We start from the raw sequence: 23,001 nt of genomic DNA, 5'->3' as shown, positions 1-23,001 counted from the left end.
CATGCAAGACAATTACTTAGCAAAATGGCTTAATGATGAATTGACCGAAGCCGAGTTGGCGGAGTTCAAGAAGTCGGAAGCTTATGAAACATATCAAAAAATTAAGGATTCTTCCGCTCGGTTAGAATCTCCTGAATTTGATATGGATAAAGCATGGCAATCTATTGATCAAACAAAGACTGTAGAAGAAACCAAAGTATTTATATTATCTCCATTTAAAAAGTTTCTTCGCGTGGCCGCAGTAATTGCTGTATTGCTTGCCAGTTCATTCTTTTACTTAAGTACACTAAACGAATCTTTTACGACAGAATATGCTGAGAACAAATCAATTACTTTACCAGATGCCTCTGAAGTTATTTTGAATGCTGAATCTGAATTAGCTTTCAGTGAGAAAAAATGGGATGCTAATAGAAATGTAGACCTTAAAGGTGAAGCGTATTTTAAAGTAGCCAAAGGAAAAAAATTCACCGTTGAAACTTCTGAAGGGCTAGTTACTGTATTAGGAACTCAATTCAATGTAGAAACCAGAGATGATTATTTTGAAGTTACCTGTTTTGAAGGCTTGGTAAGTGTCACTATCAACGGGAAAGAAACTAAATTACCTGCCGGAAACTCCTTATTGTCCATTAACGGAAATACAACTATGCTAAAAACTACCCTTAACGGCACACCTTCATGGTTATCTCAAGAGAGTTCTTTTAAAAGTATTCCGCTACACTATGTTTTAGATGAGTTACAACGACAATTTAATGTTGAAGTCAGCGCTAAAGATATTGATACTGCTCAACTTTTTACGGGATCCTTTAGTAATAAAAACCTAGACCTTGCCTTAAAGAGCATTAGCGTTCCTTTACAAATTAAGTTTAACTTAGATGGGAATAAAGTGCTGTTCTATGCTGAAGAAGCACCTTAATACGCTTATCACCTTAATTTTCTTACTGATTTTCAGTGGGACTAGTTATGCCCAAACCGCAAAGAAAGATAGTGTCGCTTTACGCAACTATCTGTCTGAATTAGAAACTTCGTTCGATGTAAAATTCTCATATGCAGATACCGATGTGAAATCGGTTTACATTACAAAACCAACATCCAGTTTTCTTGACGATATTATAAATGGCCTACAAGATGAAACCGGAATTACCATCAACAAATTAAGCGATCGCTACTACACCTTAGCCAAAACATCGACCATTTCTATCTGTGGATTTGTGCTAGACAATTTTGAAGAAAACAATATACCAGGTGCCACAATTGAAATCTATGAATCTAACTTATCTGGCATTACAGATGATTATGGTTCTTTCAGCTTTGAAAACGTACCCGTTAATTCATTGGTGCATATAAAACACCTTGGTTACAAACCCATTTTCATTGAGGCAAAAGAGCTTATAAAAACTACCGAATGTAAAGCGATTGCCATGGCGCTCAGCTATCAAGAATTAGAAGAAGTCGTTGTTACCCAATTTCTAACTACGGGACTAAAGAAACTTAATAACGCTAGTATCGAATTGAATCCCTCAGAATTCGGAATCTTGCCTGGAGTTAGCGAACCAGATATTCTACAGACTGTACAGGCCTTACCTGGTATAAAAAGTGTTGATGAAACCGTTTCGGATATTAATATTAGAGGTGGTACAAATGATCAAAATCTCATTCTTTGGGACGGAATAAAAATGTACCAAACCGGTCATTTTTTCGGATTGATATCAGCATTCAACCCCTATGTCACCGAAAAAGTAGCAATCATAAAAAACGGTACTTCTGCCCTCTATAGTGGTGGCGTTAGTGGGACTTTGAGTATGCGAACTACGGAAGAATTACCTTTAAATTTTAGCGGCGGAGCTGGATTCAATTTAATTTCAGGAGATGTTTACGGAGTAATTCCTATTCAAGATAACATGGCATTACAAGTTTCTGCCCGCCGATCATATACCGATTTCTTAAACACACCAACATACACTAAATTTTCAGAAAAAGCATTTCAAGATACAGAAGTAAATAGCGAAAGTGATTTCTATTTCTATGATTTCACTGCTAAGTTTATTTACGAAATTAAACCCCATCAGAGAGTAAGCGTGAGTTTAATTAACATGAGCAATAACCTAAATTATATTGAAACAGCTAATGACACCATTGCCCCAAACAGGAGTAATCTGAATCAGGATAATTTTTCTGTTGGGGGTGAATTACAGAGCGAATGGACAGATGATTTATCGTCTCAGCTAAGTTTCTATTACACACAGTATGATTTAGATGCCTTATCCATATCAAACAATCAGACGCAGCAATTAAAGCAGAATAATTTAGTAAAGGAATCTAACATAAAACTCACTACCAATTACAATTTAAAAGAGAACTTAGTCTGGATTAACGGCTATGAGTTTACAGAAACAGGAATTGAAAATACCACCAACGTTAACCAGCCGCCATTTGCCAGCAATATAAAAGGCGTAATTCGCAAACACGGGGTATTCAGCGAAATCTCCTATAGCTCAGAAGATGAGAAATTAACGGGTTTCATTGGAGGAAGATTAAACTATTTTGAAAATCTTAATACGTTTCAAGAATACATTTTTGAGCCTCGTATTAATATTAGTTATGAGCTGTTACCAAATTTTAAAACCGAAGTATTAGGTGAATTTAAAAGTCAGGTCACCAATCAGATAATCGATTTAGAACAGAACTTTCTAGGTATAGAAAAAAGAAGATGGATTCTTTCTGACGGTGATGCCTTGCCCATTACAAAAAGTAAACAAGGCTCTATTGGTTTTAATTATGATACCAACAACTTATATGTGGGTATAGATACTTTTTACAAAGAAGTAAATGGTATTAATGTTTATACTCAAGGTTTCCAAAATCAGAATCAATTTAATGGTGAGATTGGATCATACGCAGTTAAAGGAGCAGAGTTTTTAATCAATACAAAGAATAACGACTATAGCGCATGGCTTAGCTACACCTTCAATAAAAACGATTATACATTTGATGTCTTAAATCCAGCTACTTTTCCTAATAATTTAGATGTTAGACATGCTATCACCCTAGCAGGCAACTATACAATCCGTGATCTTAAATTAGGTGTTGGCTTAAATTACAAATCAGGAAAACCCTTTACACAACCAGATGAAAATGAACCCATAAATGCTAATGTTTTCCCAACCGAAATAAATTACGAAGAACCTAATAGCAGCAGACTACCCGAATACTTTAGGGCAGACGCATCTGCAAATTACACCTTAAAAATGAGCGATAAAATGAATGCTATTTTTGGCGTATCCGTATTAAATTTTACGAACAGGCAAAATACCCTAAACACCTATTACAGGCTGCAAGATGATAATACCATTGAAACTATTGAGCGCTTATCATTAGGTATTACGCCCAATGCCAGCATACGAATCAGTTTTTAGAATTACATGCGCTCAGGCACTTCAACACCCAATAATTTGAATGCATCTTGTATAACCTCAGCTACTTTCTTAGATAACTGAACACGTAATACTTTCTTCTCATCGTCAGACTCGCCAAGTATCGAAACTTGCTGATAGAACGAATTAAATTCCTTCACCAAATCATACGTATAATTGGCAATCAATGCCGGACTATAATTCTCCGCAGCTAATTGAATGATATCTGGGAAGATTTGAAGTTGTTTAATCAGCTCCTTTTCTTTTGCGTGTAATTCCGTAACCTTGGCATCCTTAGAAATATCAATACCCATGCTTTCTGCCTTTCTTAAGATAGACTGAATACGTGCATAAGTATACTGTATAAACGGACCTGTGTTCCCTTGAAAATCAACCGACTCTTCAGGGTCAAATAAGATTCGTTTTTTAGGATCTACTTTTAATATGTAGTATTTTAAAGCACCTAAGCCAATCATCTTATACAACGATTGCTTTTCTTCCTCATTATAATCTTCAAGCTTACCTAATTCTTCAGAAATTGTAGCGGCAGTTCGTGTCATATCTGCCATTAAATCATCAGCATCAACAACAGTACCTTCTCTACTCTTCATTTTTCCACTAGGTAAATCGACCATACCATAACTTAGGTGGTGTAATTTATTCGACCAAGAGAATCCGAGTTTTTGTAGTATTAAGAATAATACTTTAAAGTGATAATCTTGTTCGTTACCAACAGTGTACACCATACCATTTACATCTGGGTGGTCTTTTACACGTTGTATAGCAGTACCAATATCTTGGGTCATGTAAACCGCAGTACCATCTGAACGAAGAACAATTTTCTCATCTAATCCGTCTTCGGTCAAATCGATCCAAACACTTCCATCTTCTTTTTTAAAGAAAACTCCTTTTTTTAATCCCTCTGCAACAACATCTTTACCTAAAAGATAGGTATCACTTTCATAGTATAGGTTATCAAAATCGACTCCTAAATTCTTGTAAGTAACCTCAAAACCTTTGTACACCCATCCGTTCATGGTTTTCCAAAGTGCTACTGTTTCGGCATCACCAGCTTCCCATTTTAAAAGCATATCTTTTGCTTCTAATAAAATCGGCGCTTCTTTTTCAGCAACTTTTAGGTCAGTACCTTCAGCTACTAATTTTGCTATTTGTTCTTTATATGCTTTATCAAAAGCAACGTAATAATTACCAACTAGTTTATCACCCTTAAGACCTGTAGAAGCAGGCGTCTCTCCGTTTCCGAATTTCTGCCAAGCCACCATACTCTTGCAAATATGGATTCCGCGGTCATTAATAATCTGGGTCTTGTACACTTTTTTACCTGATGCCTTTAAAATTTCAGCAACGGAATATCCTAATAAGTTATTACGAATATGACCTAAGTGCAATGGCTTATTGGTATTAGGAGAAGAATATTCTACCATTACGGCATCATCAGACTCCTTTACAAATCCGAAATTCTCCACTGAAGAAATTGAATTGAAAAAATCTAAATAGAAACCATCATTGATAACAATATTTAAAAAGCCTTTAATCACATTAAAGCCTGCAACGGCGTCTACATGTTCTTCTAAATACCCGCCAATTTGTTCACCAATCTGAACTGGATTGCCCTTTACCACGCGCAACATCGGAAAAACCACAATCGTGATATCGCCTTCAAAATCTTTACGGGTAGGTTGAAATTCTACATTTGGCAATTCTTTGTCAAAAATAGATTTAACCGCTTCTTTTACTTTATCTGATAGTACCTCTTGAATATTCACCAAAACGTTTAATTAAGGCTGCAAAACTAATCATTTTTTAGGCTTTTAAGGTAAACAGATGCTGTATTCATTTGGCATTTCGCTAACTTTAATAAAAACAATGTAATTGAATTCGTATGCTTGTAAATGTATCTTACAACAATAAAGAGGCTACTCGAAAAATAGATGATGCGGTCGGCAAGCCTTTTACCTTAAAACAACGATGGGCAATGGGCGGTATTGGCTCTCCTAAATTGATTATTACAGAAACAAGTGTTGAGATAAGAAACCTGCTAATTCTAGATAATAATAGAGATATCTGTAATATAGAAATGAGACCTGATGGAATCATAGTTGGGTTTAGGTCATTATTAGAATCTTATGCTTTGGTGATACCATACTACAAACTCTCTATGTATAAAGGTGAAGCATCTGTATATTCAATTTACCGCGACCATCATTTTATAAAATTGGAGTCTGACACCAAAGCAGTACAGAAATTCTTTAAAAAAATATTAGGCTACAAAGCCGATAACGCACCAACCTCTATAGAAGATTTATGAAAATACTACTTACAGGAGCCAATGGTTATATAGGTATGCGCATACTACCGCAGCTTTTAGAAATGGGGCATGAGATAGTTTGTGCTGTACGAGATGAAACCAGACTTTCTGTAGATAAAGAGACTAGGCAACAAATAGATGTCATTGAAATTGACTTTCTAGAAGAACCTAAAGAAAATGCAGTACCAAAAGACATTGATGCTGCCTATTTTCTAATTCACTCTATGAGTTCGTCAACACAAGACTTTGATGAAATGGAGGCTAATACTGCTGAAAACTTCAACAAATATGTCGCTGAAACTCAAATTAAACAAGTAATTTATTTGAGCGGAATTGTGAATGACAACAACCTTTCTAAACACCTACAATCTAGAAAAAATGTAGAAGATATTTTATATCAAGGTAACTTCAAATTAACGGTATTAAGAGCAGGTATCATTGTAGGATCTGGAAGTTCTTCTTTTGAAATCATTCGCGATTTGTGTGAAAAATTACCGGTTATGATTACGCCGAAATGGGTATTAACAAAAACGCAACCTATTGCCATACGTGATGTCATTACATTTCTAACAGGTGTATTAGGAAATGAAAAAACATATAATGATTCCTTCGATATTGCCGGACCCAATGTAATGACCTATAAAGAAATGTTGCATAAATATGCCGAAGTTAGAGGATTCAAAAACTGGATATGGACCGTACCAGTTATGACCCCTAAACTATCTTCCTACTGGTTATATTTTGTAACCTCAACCTCATACAAACTAGCATTGAATCTGGTAGATAGCATGAAGATCGAAGTAGTGGCAAAAGACACACGATTACAAGATATTCTCGGCATTACTCCACACACCTACAAAGAAGCAATTAATTTAGCCTTTAAAAAAATTGAGCAAAACTTAGTAATAAGTAGTTGGAAGGATAGTATGATCAGCGGACGATTTGTAGATAATCTTGAAAAGCATATACAAGTCCCTAAATTTGGAGTACTAAAGGATTATAAACAAGTAAAAATTTCAAATCCTGAGGAAGTTTTAGAACGTATTTGGAGCATTGGCGGTGAAACCGGATGGTATTACGGAAATTGGCTTTGGAAAATACGCGGATTTATGGACAAGCTTTCTGGAGGTGTCGGTTTAAGACGTGGTAGAACGCACGCCCATAAAATATTTGCTGGTGATTCTTTAGATTTTTGGCGAGTGCTCTTAGCAGATAAAAAAGCGAAACGACTACTGCTATTTGCCGAAATGAAATTACCGGGCGAAGCTTGGTTAGAGTTTAAAATAGATGAGAACAATGTGCTACATCAAACCGCGACTTTTAGACCACGTGGATTAAGAGGTAGATTATACTGGTACAGCATAGTACCGTTCCACTACTTCATTTTTGGCGGAATGATTAAAAACATCGCTGATCAGAAAAATGCTAATCAATAACCAGAACTTCTGTTAAGCCTTCTTTGAAAGCTTTAAAGGCAACTCAGTTAAGCGTTCTCCCGTTAAGCGTCTAACGGCATTTGCGATTGCAGCTCCAATTGGTCCTAGAGGCGGCTCCCCTACCGCACCTGGTGTGTCTTTACCTTGCAATAAAACTACATCAATTTCTTTTGGAGCATTTTTCATTAAAGCCATTTGATAAGGTCCGTAGATTGTCGGAGTTAATTCTCCATCCTCCACAAACATTTGCTCGTAAAGCACAGCACTCATCCCCATAATTACACAACCTTCACATTGCGCACGAATCTGATCAGGATTAACCGCTAAACCTGGATCCATGGCAACGATTACCTTATGCACTATAATTTCATTATCTACAATAGAAACTTCAGCTACTTGCGCACATGGCGTATTTGCATCTATTGAGGCAGCAAAGCCCATAGCACGACCATCTTTTACCTCTTCGTTATAATTAGATTTTTCAGCAGCGGCTTTAATTACATTTTTTAAACGAATATCAATAGGTTCATCTGCTATTTGATGCAATCTAAAATCGACCGCATTCTTATTCGCTTTTAGCGCCATTTCGTCCATAAAACTTTCCATGGCGAACGTATTAGCCAACAACCCTAGACTACGCCACCAACTCGTAGCAAAAGGCAACTCAACATGCCAGCACTCCGCTTTAAAATTAGGTATTGCTGTATATTGAATGAATCCGCCACGAATGGCACCAACATCGACACCTAAAAAGTTAGTAAGTGCATTAGGTATTAAGGCAGAATCTGTAGCAACATCACCACTCACGAATTGGTGTTCCAGTCCTTCTAGATAACCTTCCGCATTTAATTTTCCTTTTATAACATGATGTGTTGGCGGTCGAAACATATCATGCTGAAACTCTTCTTTTCTACTAAAAAAGTATTTAACAGGTTTACCGACAGCTTTAGACATAATAGCAGCCTGCACAGCATGTGGTGTATGTAATCTTCTGCCAAAACCACCACCCAAATAAGTAGGTACTACATTAACCTTTTCCGCATCTAAATCTAATCGTTTTGCAACCTCTTTTCTTGTAAGACCAACAACTTGAGTTGATATTTTTATAGTAGCACTATCGCCATCAACAAATGCAACAACCCCATTTGGTTCAATTTGAGCATGCGCCCCAATCGGACTTCTGAATTCTAAAGTGACTATTTCATCTTGATCATCAAAAGAATCTCCGTTCTTTTGAATCACAGAAGAATTTCCGTTTCCCACGGTCATCATTTTGACAATTGCGTCGGTATTTAAATTATCATAGCTATCCCATGTAACGATAATGGCATCTTTTGCTTTCTCCGCTTCTAGCATAGAGTTTGCCACTACACCTACAAAATCATCTTCAACAACAATCTTAACTACACCAGGCATATGCTCTGCTGCTTTAGTATCTGCACTGACGAAAATTGAACCTATTTTCGTAGGTCTAACCACGGCACCATAAAGCATATCTGGCATTTCCGCATCCATACCGAATATCGGATCTCCGTATACTTTCTCATCCAAATCAACCCTAGCAATTGGTTGACCTATGTATTTATAATCTTTAGCATCTTTTAATACAGGAACATCTGGCACCTCCCAATTCTCAACTCCCTCTGCCGCTTGCGAATAAGTCAATGTTTTTCCGTTGCCGGATATAACGCCATCTACAACAGAAATCTGATCGACATCTACATTCATCTTAAGAGCAGCTTCTTTTAAAAGCATTACCCGAAGCATGGCAGAAAGTTCTCTAAGCGGTTTCCACAGTCCAGATATAGAAGTACTACCACCAGTGGCAAAACTATCTACATTTCCAGTTGATGAAGCTGCATGTACTACTTGAATTTGATTCATAGATACAGACAATTCTTCGGCAGCCATTTGGGCAATACCTGTAAATGTGCCCTGCCCCATTTCCATTTTCGGAGAATGTAATAGGATGTTATTATCAGAAGTTACCTCAAACCAAATCATTGGTTGGTCAATATTATCTAGATAAGGCGCTTCAAGTGAATTTACCACGCCTAAAATTTGACGTCGAATAGGACTTCTAAATAAGTAGGCACCAATAGCTACCACACCTATGGTTCCTAATCCGCCTTTGACCAAAAATTTTCTTCTAGACACTTTCTTTGAATCTTTTTCTTTATCAGCCATCAATTATAACTCTTTAGATTCACTAATTACCTTCTCTGCTTGCAACTCCGCCGCCTTATGAATGGCTTTTCGCATTCGGTAGTAGGTACCACAACGACATACATTTATAATGTTCTTATCAATATCTTCATCTGTTGGTTTAGGTACCTTATTTAGTAAAGCAGCCGTCGCCATCATAAATCCTGGTTGACAATAACCACATTGCGGTACAATCTCTTCGATCCAAGCCTGTTGAACAGGGTGCGGATTTTCTCTATCTCCCAACCCTTCTATCGTAGTCACTTTTTTTCCTTCTGCAAACTTTACGGGGTATGAACAAGACCTGACCGCTTCACCATCTACATGCAAAGTACAGGCACCACAAGCCGCTTTTCCACAACCGAACTTTGTACCCTTTAAATCTAAAGTATCTCTAACGACCCAAAGTAAAGGTGTGTTTTCATCTGCTATATCTACGGTTTTTAAAACACCGTTTACAGTCAAGGAAATTTCCATAAAATTTTATTATTTAGAAGGTATTACTGCTCCGTCAGCAAACCAGTTTTCAACAGCTTTCTTAAATTCTTCTTTTGAAACTGGTGGTATCGTTCTTGGCTCACCATCTGCATCAACGCCAGGTTCCCATGCCCAAAGCACCAAATCATCTTCGGTCATATGCTTAATAAGCTCTTGATGACTTCGATTACCATTCGTATTCTTATCAAGTAAGCGTTCTGCAATTTGCGCGCGAGTAAGTCCTTCCCAAGCCATAGAAGCTGGTGCTAATGCCCAATGCGGAGCACCAGGCACACCAGAATTTAGATTATTTTCAGATTGATGACAAGTGTTACAGCTAGTCGCTTCAAAACCATGATTATCTTCACCCCTTGCCATTCCAAAATAATGAGGATGGCTTTCATCGCCCTGTTTTGGTATGTGATCACTAGGATGACAATTCATACAACGTTGATGGGTAAGTACATCCATCATCTTATTATAAGAATCGTCAGATTTTGTCTCATTCACTACCTCATTTTCTACATGTGAATAACCAGATATTTTCGGAGTATTTGCAAATACAAGTATAGCACCAACAACAAAAAGTGACACAAAAGTGTAAAATGGTTTCAGCTTCATAATTAAAATCTGATTTCTATGAAGATAACGAAAGGCTTTGACTTTTTTTGACCCATTAAAACAAATAATTAAATAGGCAAACCAAAGGATTTATCTCTTAGGAAGAAAAACCTCTGCCATCATACAACGCGCACTACCACCACCACAAGTTTCAATAGTATGTAATGTGCTATGTAGAATAGCGCAATGATTTTCTATTTGAGCTATCTGCTCTGATCGCAAGCTATTATATGCCGCAGAGCTCATAACCATATATTTTTTGTCATTACCACCTAAAACCTGAAGCATATTACCAGCAAAATGATGCATTTGCTGTTCGGTAATAATAATGACTTCTTTTCCATCTTTTTTGAGATGGTCCAACACATTTTTTCTTTCCTTTTTATCATCAATAGAATCTGTACAAATGACAACAAAATTTTCGGCCAAAGCCATCATCACATTTGTATGATAAATAGGTAATCGCTTACCATCAACATACTGATTTGCTGTAAAAATAACTGGGAAGAAATCAAAATCTTCACAAAACTCAATAAACAAATCTTCATCTGCACGTTCAGATAATGCGCAATATGCTTTTTTATTTACTCTATCTATTAATATACTACCCGTACCCTCAAGAAATAATTCTTCTTCTTCAGCAGAAGTATAATCAACGACATCATTGATTTTAAAACCGTTCTGTTCTAATATCTCAAAAATATCTTCTCTACGTTCATTTCTTCTATTCTCAGCAAACATTGGGTAAACACCGACTGTACCATTTGCATGAAAAGAGATCCAGTTATTAGGAAAAATACTATCTGGAGTGTCTGGCTCTTTAGTGTCCTGAACAACGATAATATTAACTCCCTTATCCTTTAATGCGGATACAAAGGCATCAAACTCTTCTTGAGCTTTCTGATTTATCTTTTGATTCTTCAAGTCAATATCTTCCATGAAATAGTTATTGACAGCGGTCTGCTCGTTCATTCTAAACGACACCGGGCGAATCATGAGTATGGTATTTGTTATTTGCATAGGGGTACTAATTAAAATTTTCTTTTTTATAAATCTTTAAAATTAAGCTCTTATTAAAGGCAGAGTACTACAACGTAACAGCCCTTCTTGTTTTGAAATTTCGGCATACGCAATTTCTTCTACAGTAAAACCTTGTTGACGTAACCAATTATTAAGACGTGTAAAATTACGTTCAGATACTACAACATCTGGTGAAATAGAAAATACGTTACTATACATATGGTACATTTCATTGGCATCTATTTCAAAAATATTTTCTTTGCCAAAGAAGTCTACCAACCACTGATATTCCTCTTCTACAAGAAATCCATTTTTGTGTAAAATTGCTTTCCCTTTCCCTAAAGGTTGAAAACAGCAATCTAAATGCAATGCATTCTCTTGCGCGATAGTATTAGACTTTCTTAATTCAAAAGACTTAATAGTTTTGTTCGGAAATTGTTTCGTTAAATATGCAACAGCAGCTTTATTTGTTCTCGCAGTTATATATGTAGAATAATCTGGTGCTGTATAGGTACCTACAAAAATATAATCGTCCCAAGGCATAACATCACCACCTTCAACATGAACGTCTTCTGGAGGAGTTAAAATATTATCATCATCAATTTTATCTAAAACATGTAAAATCGCTTCTACTTCTTGTTCTCTATCAGGTAGTATATTTGCTTTGATAAGTTTGTCTTCAATAACAAAAGCAATATCTCTAGTAAATATTTGATTACAGTTTTCAAGAACTTCGGGTCTAAAGACCTTAACATCATATTTCTCGAACACTTTTCTAAAACCTTCCATTTCGGCAACCATATCTGCTTCAATAGGGTATGTACCAGCCTTAATATGTTCTACCGATTTTGGATCATAAGCTTCTTCAATAGTTGGTGTAGGTCCAGAACTCTTAGCTATCCCTAATACAACTGCTTTTAACTGTGAAACTTCATCTTTGATATGTAACTGTAACATAAGTTTTGTTTTAAATATGATTTAAAAAATTGCATAAAAAAAAGCCCCTTTAAAAATTAAAAGAGCTTTTTGTTTTTTTGATAACGGTAGCAATCTACCTTTTGTCCAGTTCGACAAAAGATCTTAAATTTTCTCCAGTATATACTTGTCTTGGTCTACCAATTGGTTCACCATTTAATCTCATTTCTCTCCATTGAGCAATCCACCCAGGTAATCTACCTAAAGCAAACATTACTGTAAACATTTCTGTTGGTATACCTAATGCTCTATAAATAATACCTGAATAGAAATCTACGTTAGGATATAATTTTCTATCAACAAAGTACGGATCTTCAAGTGCTTCTTTCTCTAAACCCTTTGCAATTTCAAGAATTGGATCATCTATACCTAGATCTGCCAATACTTCATCAGCAGCTACTTTAATAATCTTTGCACGAGGATCGAAGTTTTTATACACTCTATGACCAAAGCCCATTAATCTAAAAGGATCAGACTTATCTTTAGCCTTAGCCATGTATTTTTTAGTATCGCCACCATCTGCTTCAATAGCTTCTAGCATTTCTAATACCGCTTGGTTTGCACCACCATGTAATGGACCCCAAAGCGCAGAAATACCTGCAGATAAAGATGCAAATAAACCAGCATGAGAAGAACCTACAATACGAACAGTACTCGTAGAACAGTTTTGCTCATGGTCAGCATGTAAAATCAATAACTTGTCTAACGCCTCTATAACAACTTTATTCTGCTTATAATCTTGATTAGGACGCTTAAACATCATTTTATGAATATTCTCAACATACCCTAAACTATCATCACCATAATCTAATGGAAGACCTTTCTTTTTACGTAAAGTCCAAGCTACAAGAACTGGAAATTTAGCAAGAATACGCACAATCGCGTGGTACATATCTTCATCAGAACTCACATCAACCGTTGATGGGTTAAATGCAATCAATGCACTTGTCAAAGAAGATAAAACTCCCATTGGGTGTGCAGATTTTGGAAAACCGTCCAAAATCTTTTTCATCTCTTCATCTACATGAGATTCATCTTTAATGTCTTTATGAAATTTTGCTAGTTCTTCTGTATTTGGCAATTCACCAAATATCAAAGCATAAGCTACTTCTAAGAAATCAGCTTTCTCAGCTAACTCTTCAATTGAGTATCCTCTGTAACGTAAAATTCCTTTTTCACCATCTAAAAAAGTAATAGCACTTTCACAAGATCCTGTATTTTTAAAACCTGGATCAATAGTTATAATTCCATTGGTAGCCGAACGCAAAGTTTTAATATCGATTGCAAGTTCGTTTTCGGTTCCCTTAATTACAGGAAACTCATATTTTTCACCATTATATTCTAAAATAGCTTTGTCTGACATTTTTATTTTTACGTTTTATATACTTCTTGTAAAGTTAACAAAACAAGACTGGTTTACCAATTTCAAAAATCTGTTTTGGGTAAAATTAACAATAAGTACTATGAATAGCTTTCATTACAACAAGTATAGTGACTCGTAATATGCATCTAAAGATTTTTCCCAAGTAAAACGAGCCTTTTTTGCATTCGCTTTTATCTTTATCCAAGCAGGTTTATCGTTCTCCCATAAGGTCAATGCCTCATCAAAACTCTTCACCATATTACTAATTTGTTCATCGTAGGTATCACCACCAAAAACAAATCCCGTCTTCAAGTGATGAACAGTATCTTTTAGTCCACCAGTGTGATGCACCAAACATGGGTTACCATTTCTCATAGCCAACATTTGACTAATACCACATGGTTCAAATAAACTAGGCATAAAGTACAAGTCTGTTTCTAGGTACATTGAATCAATCAGATCTTCTGATTGACCGTTGGTGAATACAAAATTTTTATGCTGATAACTCATATAACGAAAGAACTCTTCATAATCTGGATCACCAGTACCTAACAAAATAAATATACCATCAATTTCATTTAACCTAGCCAACATTTTCTCGAATGCTTCTGGTGATCGTTTTAGAAAATAGAACTTTTGTTCCGTTAATCTTGCCACACTAGACACTATGAATTTTGGCTTATTACCAACAAACTGCATAATTTTTTCTCCTGTATGGGCAAGAAAATCTGCTTTATACTTTTTCGAATTTTCTTGGAGCCATCTAAAAATAGCTTTTACAGTATTTCTATATAACAATCCTTTTTCTGCTTCTCTTATATTACCATAGTTGCTGGCATTTAAAATACCGAAAAGCCTACCTTCATTATCTGCCTTTATTAAATCTTCTTCTAAACTTTCACCTCCAATAAACTCAGGTCTTCTACTTGGCAAAAGCACATCTTCTTTGTAAGATGGAGAAACCGTATGAACTGCATCTGCAAAGCGAATACCGACTGCCATTAAATTTATACAATCTTGGTAATGCGGATCCATCAAAGCTTTATGATCTAACTGAATCTCAGGAAACCAATGATTGACCGATGCATAATTATTGTAAAAAGGACGAATACCCTGTATAGCAAGATTATGAATAGTATACACATATCTCATCTTTTTCAAATCTTGATATTGAGGATGATATGTTTTTATAAACAAGAGCGCTGCAGAATGCCAGTCATGCATATGAACGATATCTAAATCACCAAAGGCTCCAATCTTAATTGCTTCTGCTGTAGCAGTACAAAAAATAATGAACTTTATAAAATCATTAAAAAAAGGTTCGGTAGGATCATCATGATAAATATGAGCTATACCACCTTCCGATATCTCAGGATGGTGAATAACATAATGGGTGATATTTTTATCTACTCTCTTAGGAATCACCTCATACAATTCTGCCATGTATGGCATACCCCTAAGACTAAATTCAAGTTTAGTTTTAAAGATTCCATTTTTATGCAATCTAGAATATGAGGGTACGACTACGTGAACTTTATCTCCTCGTTTCGATATCTCTCTAGGCACGTCTCTAACCACGTCACCCATTCCACCAGCTTTACAATCAGGAATGGCATCATTCTCTGCGGAAACAAAAAGAAAGTTATTCATACGCTAACAAAGAGGGGTTATTATTGGTTTATTCTCAAAAGGTAGTTAAAGTTTTGAAGTACGCCAAAAAAAAAAGCCTTTCTCGAGAGAAAGGCTTGATTATATATTTCACATAAGAATTAACCCAACTTAAAGGCTTTTTCTTGTGGATAATAAGCTGTACTTCCTAATTCTTCTTCAATACGAAGTAATTGGTTGTATTTAGCCATACGATCAGATCTTGATGCTGAACCAGTTTTAATTTGACCAGTATTTAATGCTACTGCCAAATCAGCAATAGTATTATCTTCTGTTTCACCAGAACGGTGCGACATTACTGAAGTATACCCAGCATTTTTAGCCATATTAACAGCAGCAATTGTTTCTGTCAATGTACCAATCTGATTTACTTTGATCAAAATTGAATTTGCAATACCTCTTTCAATACCAGTAGAAAGACGCTCAACATTTGTAACAAATAAATCATCACCAACTAATTGAACTTTATCTCCGATTTTATCAGTCAAAGATTTCCAACCATCCCAATCGTTTTCATCCATACCATCTTCAATAGAGATAATTGGATATTTAGCACTTAAATCAGCTAAGTACTGAGCCTGCTCTTCAGAAGTTCTTATAACACCAGATTCACCTTCAAATTTAGTATAGTCATATTTTCCATCAACAAAAAATTCTGCCGCAGCACAATCCAAAGCAATCATTACATCATCACCTAAAGTATAACCTGCATTTTTTACTGCTTTCGCAATAGTATCTAAAGCATCTTCAGTACCACCAGCAAGGTTCGGCGCAAAACCACCTTCATCACCTACTGCAGTACTAAGACCACGGTCATGTAACACCTTTTTAAGATTATGAAAAATCTCAGTACCCATTTGCATTGCATGACTAAAGTTTTTGGCTTTAACAGGCATTACCATGAACTCTTGAAAAGCGATAGGCGCATCCGAATGCGAACCACCGTTAATAATGTTCATCATTGGTACAGGAAGCGTATTAGCGCTAACACCACCAATATATCTAAAAAGAGAAAGACCTAATTCATTTGCTGCAGCCTTCGCAGCAGCTAATGAAACACCTAAAATAGCGTTAGCCCCTAACTTCGATTTATTTGGTGTACCATCTAAATCGATCATAGTTTGATCTAAAAGATTCTGATCAAAAACACTCATTCCTAATATCTCTTCTGCAATAATACTGTTTACGTTATCAACAGCTTTAGTTACGCCTTTACCCATGAAAGCTTTACCTCCATCACGTAATTCAACAGCCTCATGTTCACCAGTAGAAGCTCCAGAAGGAACAGCTGCTCTTCCCATTACTCCGTTTTCGGTAACTACATCTACTTCAACTGTTGGATTCCCTCTAGAATCTAATATTTGTCTTGCGTGAACATTTAATATAATACTCATTTATAATCTTTTTATTAGTTGTTTGTTTAAAGAAGTAAAGATACAAAAGCATGTTTTCAACTTGCTGGTTCAACCCCTACATTTGCCAATTAATTAATGTTTATTTAAACTATTTCGTTATGTTTTGAACAATTCTCAATTAATTTAAAAAAATTATCGAAAAGGTAATCTGCATCATGAGGACCTGGGCTTGCTTCTGGGTGGTATTGCACAGAAAAAACATTTTTATCTTTCATTCGAATACCGGCAACTGTCTTATCATTAAGATGAGTATGTGTAATCTCTAAATTCACATTAGCCTCAGTTTCTTCTCTATTAATAGCAAATCCATGATTTTGTGAAGTGATCTCACCTTTACCTGTAATAAGGTTTAATATTGGATGGTTAATACCTCTATGACCATTGTGCATCTTGTAAGTAGAAACTCCGTTTGCTAATGCCAATACTTGATGCCCTAAACAAATACCAAATAAAGGTTTATCTGTTTGTATCATTTTCTTCACTGCTGCAATAGCATCCACTAAAGGCTCAGGATCACCAGGCCCATTAGAAATAAAGAAAGCATCAGGACTCCAAGAAGACATTTCTTCAAAACTACTGTTGTAAGGAAAAACCTTAACATATGCCCCACGCTTAACTAGATTACGTAAAATATTTTTCTTAATACCTATATCAAGTACTGCTATTTTAAAGTTTGCATTTTCATCACCGACGAAATATGGTTCTTTCGTAGAAACTTTTGAAGCAAGTTCTAAGCCTTTCATACTTGGAACTTTACTCAATCGATTTTTTAACTCCTCAATATTTTCAACATCTGTAGAAATAACAGCATTCATTGCACCGTTATCTCTTATATAACTAACCAAAGCACGCGTATCTACATCAGAAATAGCAAACAACTCATTCTTATCTAAAAAACCTTGTAGACTATCGTCTGCTAAAGGTCTTGAATACTCATAGCTGAAATTTCTACAAACTAAACCAGAAATCTTAATAGATTCAGATTCTATTTCACCGTCATTTACACCGTAATTACCAATATGAGCATTGGTTGTAACCATTATTTGTCCAAAATAAGATGGATCTGTAAATATCTCTTGGTACCCTGTCATTCCTGTATTGAAACATACTTCACCGAAAGCAGTACCTTCTTTGTCTCCAACAGATTTTCCAAAAAAGATAGTACCATCTGCAAGTAATATTATAGCTTTTCTCTTTGCCTGATATTTCATTTTAGTCTTATAATTTATTCGTTCACAAAAAAACATAAAAAAAGGATAAGCTAGAAAGCTTATCCTTTTTCATTATTAATATTTATTGACAATTTTATTCCTTAGAATCATCTGTCTTAGCTTCTGTTTCAGTTTGAGCTTCTTCAACCTTAGTTTCTTTCTCTGCAGAAACAACTTCAGCATCACTACCACCTGATCTTCTACTTCTTCTAGTAGATTTCTTTTTAGGCTTACCAGCATTATACAATTCGTTGAAATCAACCAATTCTATCATTGCCATATCGGCGTTATCACCTAAACGATTACCCAATTTAATAATTCTAGTATAACCACCTGGTCTATCAGCAACCTTTTCAGATACAACACTGAATAACTCAGTAACTGCATACTTATCACGTAGATTCTTGAAAACGATACGTCTGTTATGAGTACCTTTTTCAGCACTTACATTATTTTCTGCTTTTGATTTAGTAATCAAAGGCTCAATAAATTGTTTTAAAGCTTTTGCTTTAGCAACTGTAGTGTTGATTCTTTTGTGTTCGATCAAAGAACAAGCCATGTTAGCTAACATCGCTTTTCTGTGGGCAGTTTTTCTACCTAAGTGATTAATTTTTTTACCGTGTCTCATGTTACAATTTTATCATCTTGCTACCAAACTCGATAGAACGAGGAGCAAAATATGATTATTTAATCTTTATCTAATTTGTATTTTGATAAATCCATTCCAAAACTTAATCCCTTGTTAATAACAAGTTCTTCAAGCTCTGTTAAAGATTTTTTACCGAAGTTTCTAAACTTCATTAAGTCATTCTTATTAAAAGAAACTAAATCTCCTAAAGTATCAACTTCAGCAGCTTTCAAACAGTTTAGTGCACGAACAGAAAGGTCCATATCCACTAATTTAGTTTTCAATAATTGTCTCATGTGTAAAGACTCTTCATCATAAGTCTCTGTCTGAGCAATTTCGTCAGCTTCTAATGTAATACGCTCATCAGAGAATAACATGAAGTGATGAATAAGAACTTTTGCTGCTTCAGTTAAAGCGTCTTTAGGATGAATTGATCCATCTGAAGATATTTCAAAAACTAATTTTTCATAATCAGTTTTTTGCTCTACACGAAAGTTTTCAATACTATACTTTACATTCTTAATAGGTGTAAAAATAGAATCGACAGCTATAGTACCTAATGGTGCACCAGATTTTTTATTTTCCTCTGCAGGAACATAACCTCTGCCTTTTTCAATAGATATTTCCATATTGATACTAACTTTAGCATCCATATTACAAATAACTAAATCTGGGTTTAACACTTGGTATCCAGAAATAAACTTTTGAAAATCACCAGCTGTTAATTGGTTTTTACCACTTACTGAAATTGAAACAACTTCAGCTTCAGAATCTTCTATTTGTTTCTTGAAACGAACTTGTTTCAAGTTTAATATAATCTCTGTTACATCTTCAACAACGCCAGGTATAGTAGAAAATTCATGTTCTACTTTATCAATTCTAACCGAAGTTATTGCATGACCTTCTAAAGAAGACAACAATACTCGTCTTAATGCATTCCCAACAGTTAATCCATAACCAGGTTCCAAAGGGCGAAATTCGAACTTCCCTTCGAAATCAGAGGAATCGATCATTATTACTTTATCGGGTTTCTGAAAATTAAATAATGCCATAATTGGATAGGTATTGTTTATTTAGAGTATAACTCCACGATTAATTGTTCTTTGATATTTTCTGGAATCTGTAATCTTTCAGGAATTGTAACATAAGTACCTTCCTTCTTCTCACTGTTCCAAGAAATCCACTCGTAAACTGCACTACTAGCAGCTAATGAATCTTGAATACTTTGTAATGATTTAGATTTCTCTCTAACACCAACAACATCTCCTGCTTTCAATGAATAAGAAGGTATGTTTACCAACTCGCCATTTACCGTAATGTGTCTATGAGATACTAATTGTCTTGCTCCACTTCTAGTTGGAGAAATACCCATTCTATAAACAACGTTATCTAAACGAGATTCACATAATTGAAGTAAAATTTCACCAGCAACACCTTCTTTTCTTTTCGCAGTTTGGAATAAGTTTCTAAATTGCTTTTCTAAAATACCGTAGGTATATTTAGCTTTTTGCTTCTCCATCAATTGAACAGAGTACTCAGATTTTTTACCTCTTCTTCTGTTATTACCGTGTTGTCCTGGAGGGTAATTCTTTTTCTCGAAAGATTTATCATCTCCGAAAATTGCTTCGCCGAATTTACGGGCGATTTTTGATTTTGGTCCTGTATATCTTGCCATTTTCTTTTGATTTGAAAGTGAGATTATGAATTAAGGCTTATCCTTCGATAATCGTAACTACACTTTCGGTGAAATATAATAGTAATTAATTAAACTCTTCTTCTTTTAGGAGGTCTACATCCGTTATGAGGCATTGGAGTAACATCGATAATCTCTGTCACTTCGATACCAGCATTATGTAAAGATCTGATTGCAGATTCTCTTCCGTTACCTGGACCTTTTACATAAACCTTAACTTTTCTTAAACCTGCCTCGTGAGCAACCTTAGAACAATCTTCTGCAGCAACTTGTGCAGCATAAGGTGTATTTTTCTTAGACCCTCTAAAACCTAATTTACCGGCAGATGACCAAGAAATAACATCTCCTTTTTTATTTGTCAAAGAGATAATGATGTTGTTGAAAGATGCACTTATGTGCGCCTCACCAACAGAATCAACTATAACTTTACGTTTCTTGGTAACTTTAGTACTTGCCTTTGCCATACCTAATTATTATTTAGTTGCTTTCTTCTTGTTAGCAACTGTTTTACGCTTTCCTTTTCTAGTTCTAGAGTTGTTCTTAGTACGTTGACCTCTTAAAGGCAAACCTGATCTATGACGAATACCTCTATAACAGCCTATATCCATTAAACGCTTAATGTTCAACTGAGTTTCTGAACGTAATTCACCTTCAATTACAAACTCAGAAGCAGCTTCCCTGATACGACCTATTTCATCATCATTCCAATCAGAAACCTTAGTATCTTCGCTAACTTGGGCTTTACTCAATATTTCTTGTGACCTACTTCTTCCGATTCCGAAAATATAGGTTAAGGCGATTACGCCTCTCTTTTGTTTTGGTATATCTATACCTGCGATTCTTGCCATAATTACCCTTGTCTTTGTTTAAATCTAGGATTCTTTTTGTTGATTACGTACAACCTGCCTTTTCTGCGAACAATCTTGCAGTCGGCACTTCTCTTCTTAACTGATGCTCTTACTTTCATCTTGTATCTTAGTATCTATATGTAATTCTTGCTTTAGTAAGGTCATAGGGACTCATCTCTAATTTAACCTTATCTCCAGGTAATAGTTTAATATAGTGCATACGCATCTTACCTGATATATGCGCTGTTACCACATGTCCATTCTCCAATTCTACTCGAAACATTGCATTAGATAATGCTTCGATGATAGATCCATCTTGTTCTATTGCTGCCTGCTTAGCCATAAATTATGCTACTTTTCTATTTTTACCCGTTTTCATTAAGCCATCATAATGTCTATTCAACAAATATGAATTAACCTGTTGTACTGTATCTATTGCTACACCAACCATAATTAAAAGTGAGGTGCCGCCGTAAAATAAAGCCCATCCAGCTTGAACATCCATCAACTTTACCACTATTGCCGGTAAAATAGCCAGCAAAGCTAAGAAAATAGATCCAGGTAACGTTATTAAAGACATAATCTTATCTAAATAATCTCCAGTTTCTTTTCCTGGACGAATGCCAGGGATAAAACCACCACTTCTTTTAAGGTCATCTGCCATCTTATTGGTAGGAACCGTAATAGCAGTATAGAAATATGTAAAGATTATAATCAATATTGCGAATAGTAAATTATATGCCCATCCAAAAATATCACTGAATTGCACTTGCATCCATTGCCCGAATGCGGTATCATCAAAAGCACCACCTATCATACCCGGTACAAACATAATTGCTTGTGCAAAGATAATTGGCATTACTCCAGATGCATTCAATTTTAAAGGGATATATTGTCTAGAACCCATGATATTCTTCTCATATCCGCCAGAAGCTGTTCTTCTAGCGTATTGAACAGGAATCTGTCTTGTAGCCATAACTAAAAGGATACAAGCCAAAATAACCAAGAACCAAACTATCACTTCAATTAAAATGAACATTAATCCCCCATTATTATCAGTAGTTCTTGATATAAATTCTTGCACAAAAGACTGAGGCATTGTAGCGATTATACCAATCATAATCAAAAGGGAAATACCATTACCAATACCTTTATCAGTAATTTTTTCACCCAACCACATTGCAAACACAGTACCTGTTACCAATATGATAACTGCAGGCACCATAAAATCTAAGCCTTTACCTAATAAGAAAGCACTATCTCTAACACCAAAAGCTTCTAAGCCATATAGGTATGCAGGAGCTTGAACAATACAAATACCGATGGTTAACCATCTAGTAATTTGATTTATAGTCTTACGACCACTTTCTCCCTCTTTTTGTAATTTTTGAAGATAAGGAATTGCAATACCCATCAACTGAACTACAATAGACGCAGATATATAAGGCATAATACCTAACGCAAAAACAGAAGCATTAGCGAAGGCTCCTCCTGTAAATGCATTTAAAAGACCAAAAATACCTTGATCAGTACTATCCGTTAAACCACCTAATTGTGTTGAATCTATACCTGGAAGTACGATTTGACAACCAAAACGATAAACCAACAAAAGACCTAATGTAATAAGAATTCTATTTCTTAGCTCTTCTATCTTCCAAATATTGGATATTGTATCAATAAAATTCTTCATGCTCTCGTTTAT

General features: G+C 35.4%; 22 protein-coding genes. 4 read left to right on the top strand and 18 right to left on the bottom strand.

All coding sequences use genetic code 11. The features are described from left to right. The first annotated feature begins 1 nt into the window (after position 1). On the top strand, positions 2–913 hold the full coding sequence (locus Q4500_RS00410) for a FecR family protein (protein WP_303597787.1): 912 nt from the start codon (positions 2–4) through the stop codon (positions 911–913). Next, positions 894–3,413 carry a TonB-dependent receptor plug domain-containing protein gene (locus tag Q4500_RS00405; protein ID WP_303597786.1) on the top strand — a complete coding sequence of 840 codons (2,520 nt, stop codon included), beginning with the start codon at positions 894–896 and terminating at the stop codon, positions 3,411–3,413. Before Q4500_RS00410 ends, Q4500_RS00405 begins: the two co-directional genes overlap by 20 nt. A gap of 2 nt (positions 3,414–3,415) precedes the next feature. On the opposite strand, the gene argS is transcribed toward Q4500_RS00405, so the two are convergent. Then, positions 3,416–5,197 carry an arginine--tRNA ligase gene (gene argS / locus Q4500_RS00400; RefSeq protein WP_303597785.1) on the bottom strand — a complete coding sequence of 594 codons (1,782 nt, stop codon included), beginning with the start codon at positions 5,195–5,197 and terminating at the stop codon, positions 3,416–3,418. 116 nt (positions 5,198–5,313) lie between these two features. Here argS and Q4500_RS00395 point away from each other — a divergent pair, with 116 nt between their 5' ends. After that, the gene (locus Q4500_RS00395) at positions 5,314–5,739 is read left to right on the top strand and encodes a hypothetical protein (protein ID WP_303597784.1); all 426 of its coding nucleotides are present in this window, start codon (positions 5,314–5,316) and stop codon (positions 5,737–5,739) included. Next, positions 5,736–7,175 carry an SDR family oxidoreductase gene (locus Q4500_RS00390; RefSeq protein ID WP_303597783.1) on the top strand — a complete coding sequence of 480 codons (1,440 nt, stop codon included), beginning with the start codon at positions 5,736–5,738 and terminating at the stop codon, positions 7,173–7,175. Before Q4500_RS00395 ends, Q4500_RS00390 begins: the two co-directional genes overlap by 4 nt. A gap of 12 nt (positions 7,176–7,187) precedes the next feature. On the opposite strand, the gene Q4500_RS00385 is transcribed toward Q4500_RS00390, so the two are convergent. The 17 genes from Q4500_RS00385 to secY all read right to left on the bottom strand — a co-directional run bounded on the left by Q4500_RS00385 (position 7,188) and on the right by secY (position 22,989). Next, complete coding sequence (locus Q4500_RS00385) at positions 7,188–9,362, bottom strand: molybdopterin cofactor-binding domain-containing protein (protein WP_303597782.1); 2,175 nt, start codon at positions 9,360–9,362, stop codon at positions 7,188–7,190. 3 nt (positions 9,363–9,365) lie between these two features. Then, positions 9,366–9,857, bottom strand: a complete 492-nt coding sequence (locus Q4500_RS00380; RefSeq protein ID WP_299796962.1) for a (2Fe-2S)-binding protein — start codon at positions 9,855–9,857, stop codon at positions 9,366–9,368. Positions 9,858–9,866: 9 nt separating this feature from the next. Beyond that, the gene (locus tag Q4500_RS00375) at positions 9,867–10,478 is read right to left on the bottom strand and encodes a hypothetical protein (RefSeq protein ID WP_303597781.1); all 612 of its coding nucleotides are present in this window, start codon (positions 10,476–10,478) and stop codon (positions 9,867–9,869) included. Between the two features lie 90 nt (positions 10,479–10,568). After that, entirely contained in the window at positions 10,569–11,498 is a 930-nt protein-coding gene (gene ctlX / locus Q4500_RS00370; RefSeq protein WP_303597780.1) for a citrulline utilization hydrolase CtlX, read from the bottom strand. Between the two features lie 42 nt (positions 11,499–11,540). After that, entirely contained in the window at positions 11,541–12,455 is a 915-nt protein-coding gene (locus Q4500_RS00365; protein WP_303597779.1) for a dimethylarginine dimethylaminohydrolase family protein, read from the bottom strand. Between the two features lie 94 nt (positions 12,456–12,549). Beyond that, the gene (locus Q4500_RS00360) at positions 12,550–13,836 is read right to left on the bottom strand and encodes a citrate synthase (RefSeq protein WP_303597778.1); all 1,287 of its coding nucleotides are present in this window, start codon (positions 13,834–13,836) and stop codon (positions 12,550–12,552) included. Between the two features lie 114 nt (positions 13,837–13,950). Next, positions 13,951–15,486, bottom strand: a complete 1,536-nt coding sequence (locus Q4500_RS00355) for a glycogen synthase (protein ID WP_303597777.1) — start codon at positions 15,484–15,486, stop codon at positions 13,951–13,953. 119 nt (positions 15,487–15,605) lie between these two features. Then, positions 15,606–16,898, bottom strand: a complete 1,293-nt coding sequence (gene eno / locus Q4500_RS00350; protein WP_073242629.1) for a phosphopyruvate hydratase — start codon at positions 16,896–16,898, stop codon at positions 15,606–15,608. Between the two features lie 104 nt (positions 16,899–17,002). Beyond that, entirely contained in the window at positions 17,003–18,130 is a 1,128-nt protein-coding gene (carA, locus tag Q4500_RS00345; protein ID WP_303597776.1) for a glutamine-hydrolyzing carbamoyl-phosphate synthase small subunit, read from the bottom strand. A gap of 94 nt (positions 18,131–18,224) precedes the next feature. Next, positions 18,225–18,758 (bottom strand): 50S ribosomal protein L17, encoded by a 534-nt coding sequence (gene rplQ, locus Q4500_RS00340; RefSeq protein WP_299321046.1) that lies wholly within the window; start codon positions 18,756–18,758, stop codon positions 18,225–18,227. A gap of 59 nt (positions 18,759–18,817) precedes the next feature. Beyond that, complete coding sequence (locus Q4500_RS00335; RefSeq protein WP_073242624.1) at positions 18,818–19,810, bottom strand: DNA-directed RNA polymerase subunit alpha; 993 nt, start codon at positions 19,808–19,810, stop codon at positions 18,818–18,820. A gap of 17 nt (positions 19,811–19,827) precedes the next feature. Then, positions 19,828–20,433, bottom strand: a complete 606-nt coding sequence (rpsD, locus tag Q4500_RS00330) for a 30S ribosomal protein S4 (protein ID WP_073242622.1) — start codon at positions 20,431–20,433, stop codon at positions 19,828–19,830. An 89-nt stretch (positions 20,434–20,522) separates the two neighbouring features. Continuing rightward, entirely contained in the window at positions 20,523–20,915 is a 393-nt protein-coding gene (rpsK, locus tag Q4500_RS00325) for a 30S ribosomal protein S11 (RefSeq protein ID WP_027064807.1), read from the bottom strand. 9 nt (positions 20,916–20,924) lie between these two features. Further along, on the bottom strand, positions 20,925–21,299 hold the full coding sequence (gene rpsM, locus Q4500_RS00320) for a 30S ribosomal protein S13 (protein WP_073242620.1): 375 nt from the start codon (positions 21,297–21,299) through the stop codon (positions 20,925–20,927). A gap of 2 nt (positions 21,300–21,301) precedes the next feature. After that, positions 21,302–21,418: a type B 50S ribosomal protein L36 gene (gene ykgO, locus Q4500_RS00315; RefSeq protein ID WP_013305171.1), complete on the bottom strand. Its 117-nt coding sequence runs from the start codon at positions 21,416–21,418 to the stop codon at positions 21,302–21,304. 8 nt (positions 21,419–21,426) lie between these two features. Then, positions 21,427–21,642: a translation initiation factor IF-1 gene (infA, locus tag Q4500_RS00310; RefSeq protein ID WP_013305172.1), complete on the bottom strand. Its 216-nt coding sequence runs from the start codon at positions 21,640–21,642 to the stop codon at positions 21,427–21,429. 3 nt (positions 21,643–21,645) lie between these two features. Further along, entirely contained in the window at positions 21,646–22,989 is a 1,344-nt protein-coding gene (gene secY, locus Q4500_RS00305; protein ID WP_073242618.1) for a preprotein translocase subunit SecY, read from the bottom strand. Between the last annotated feature and the right edge of the window lie 12 nt (positions 22,990–23,001).

Source organism: Maribacter sp. 1_MG-2023, assembly GCF_030547005.1.
Taxonomy (GTDB): Bacteria; Bacteroidota; Bacteroidia; order Flavobacteriales; family Flavobacteriaceae; genus Maribacter.
This window is presented reverse-complemented; position numbering and strand designations above follow the sequence as displayed.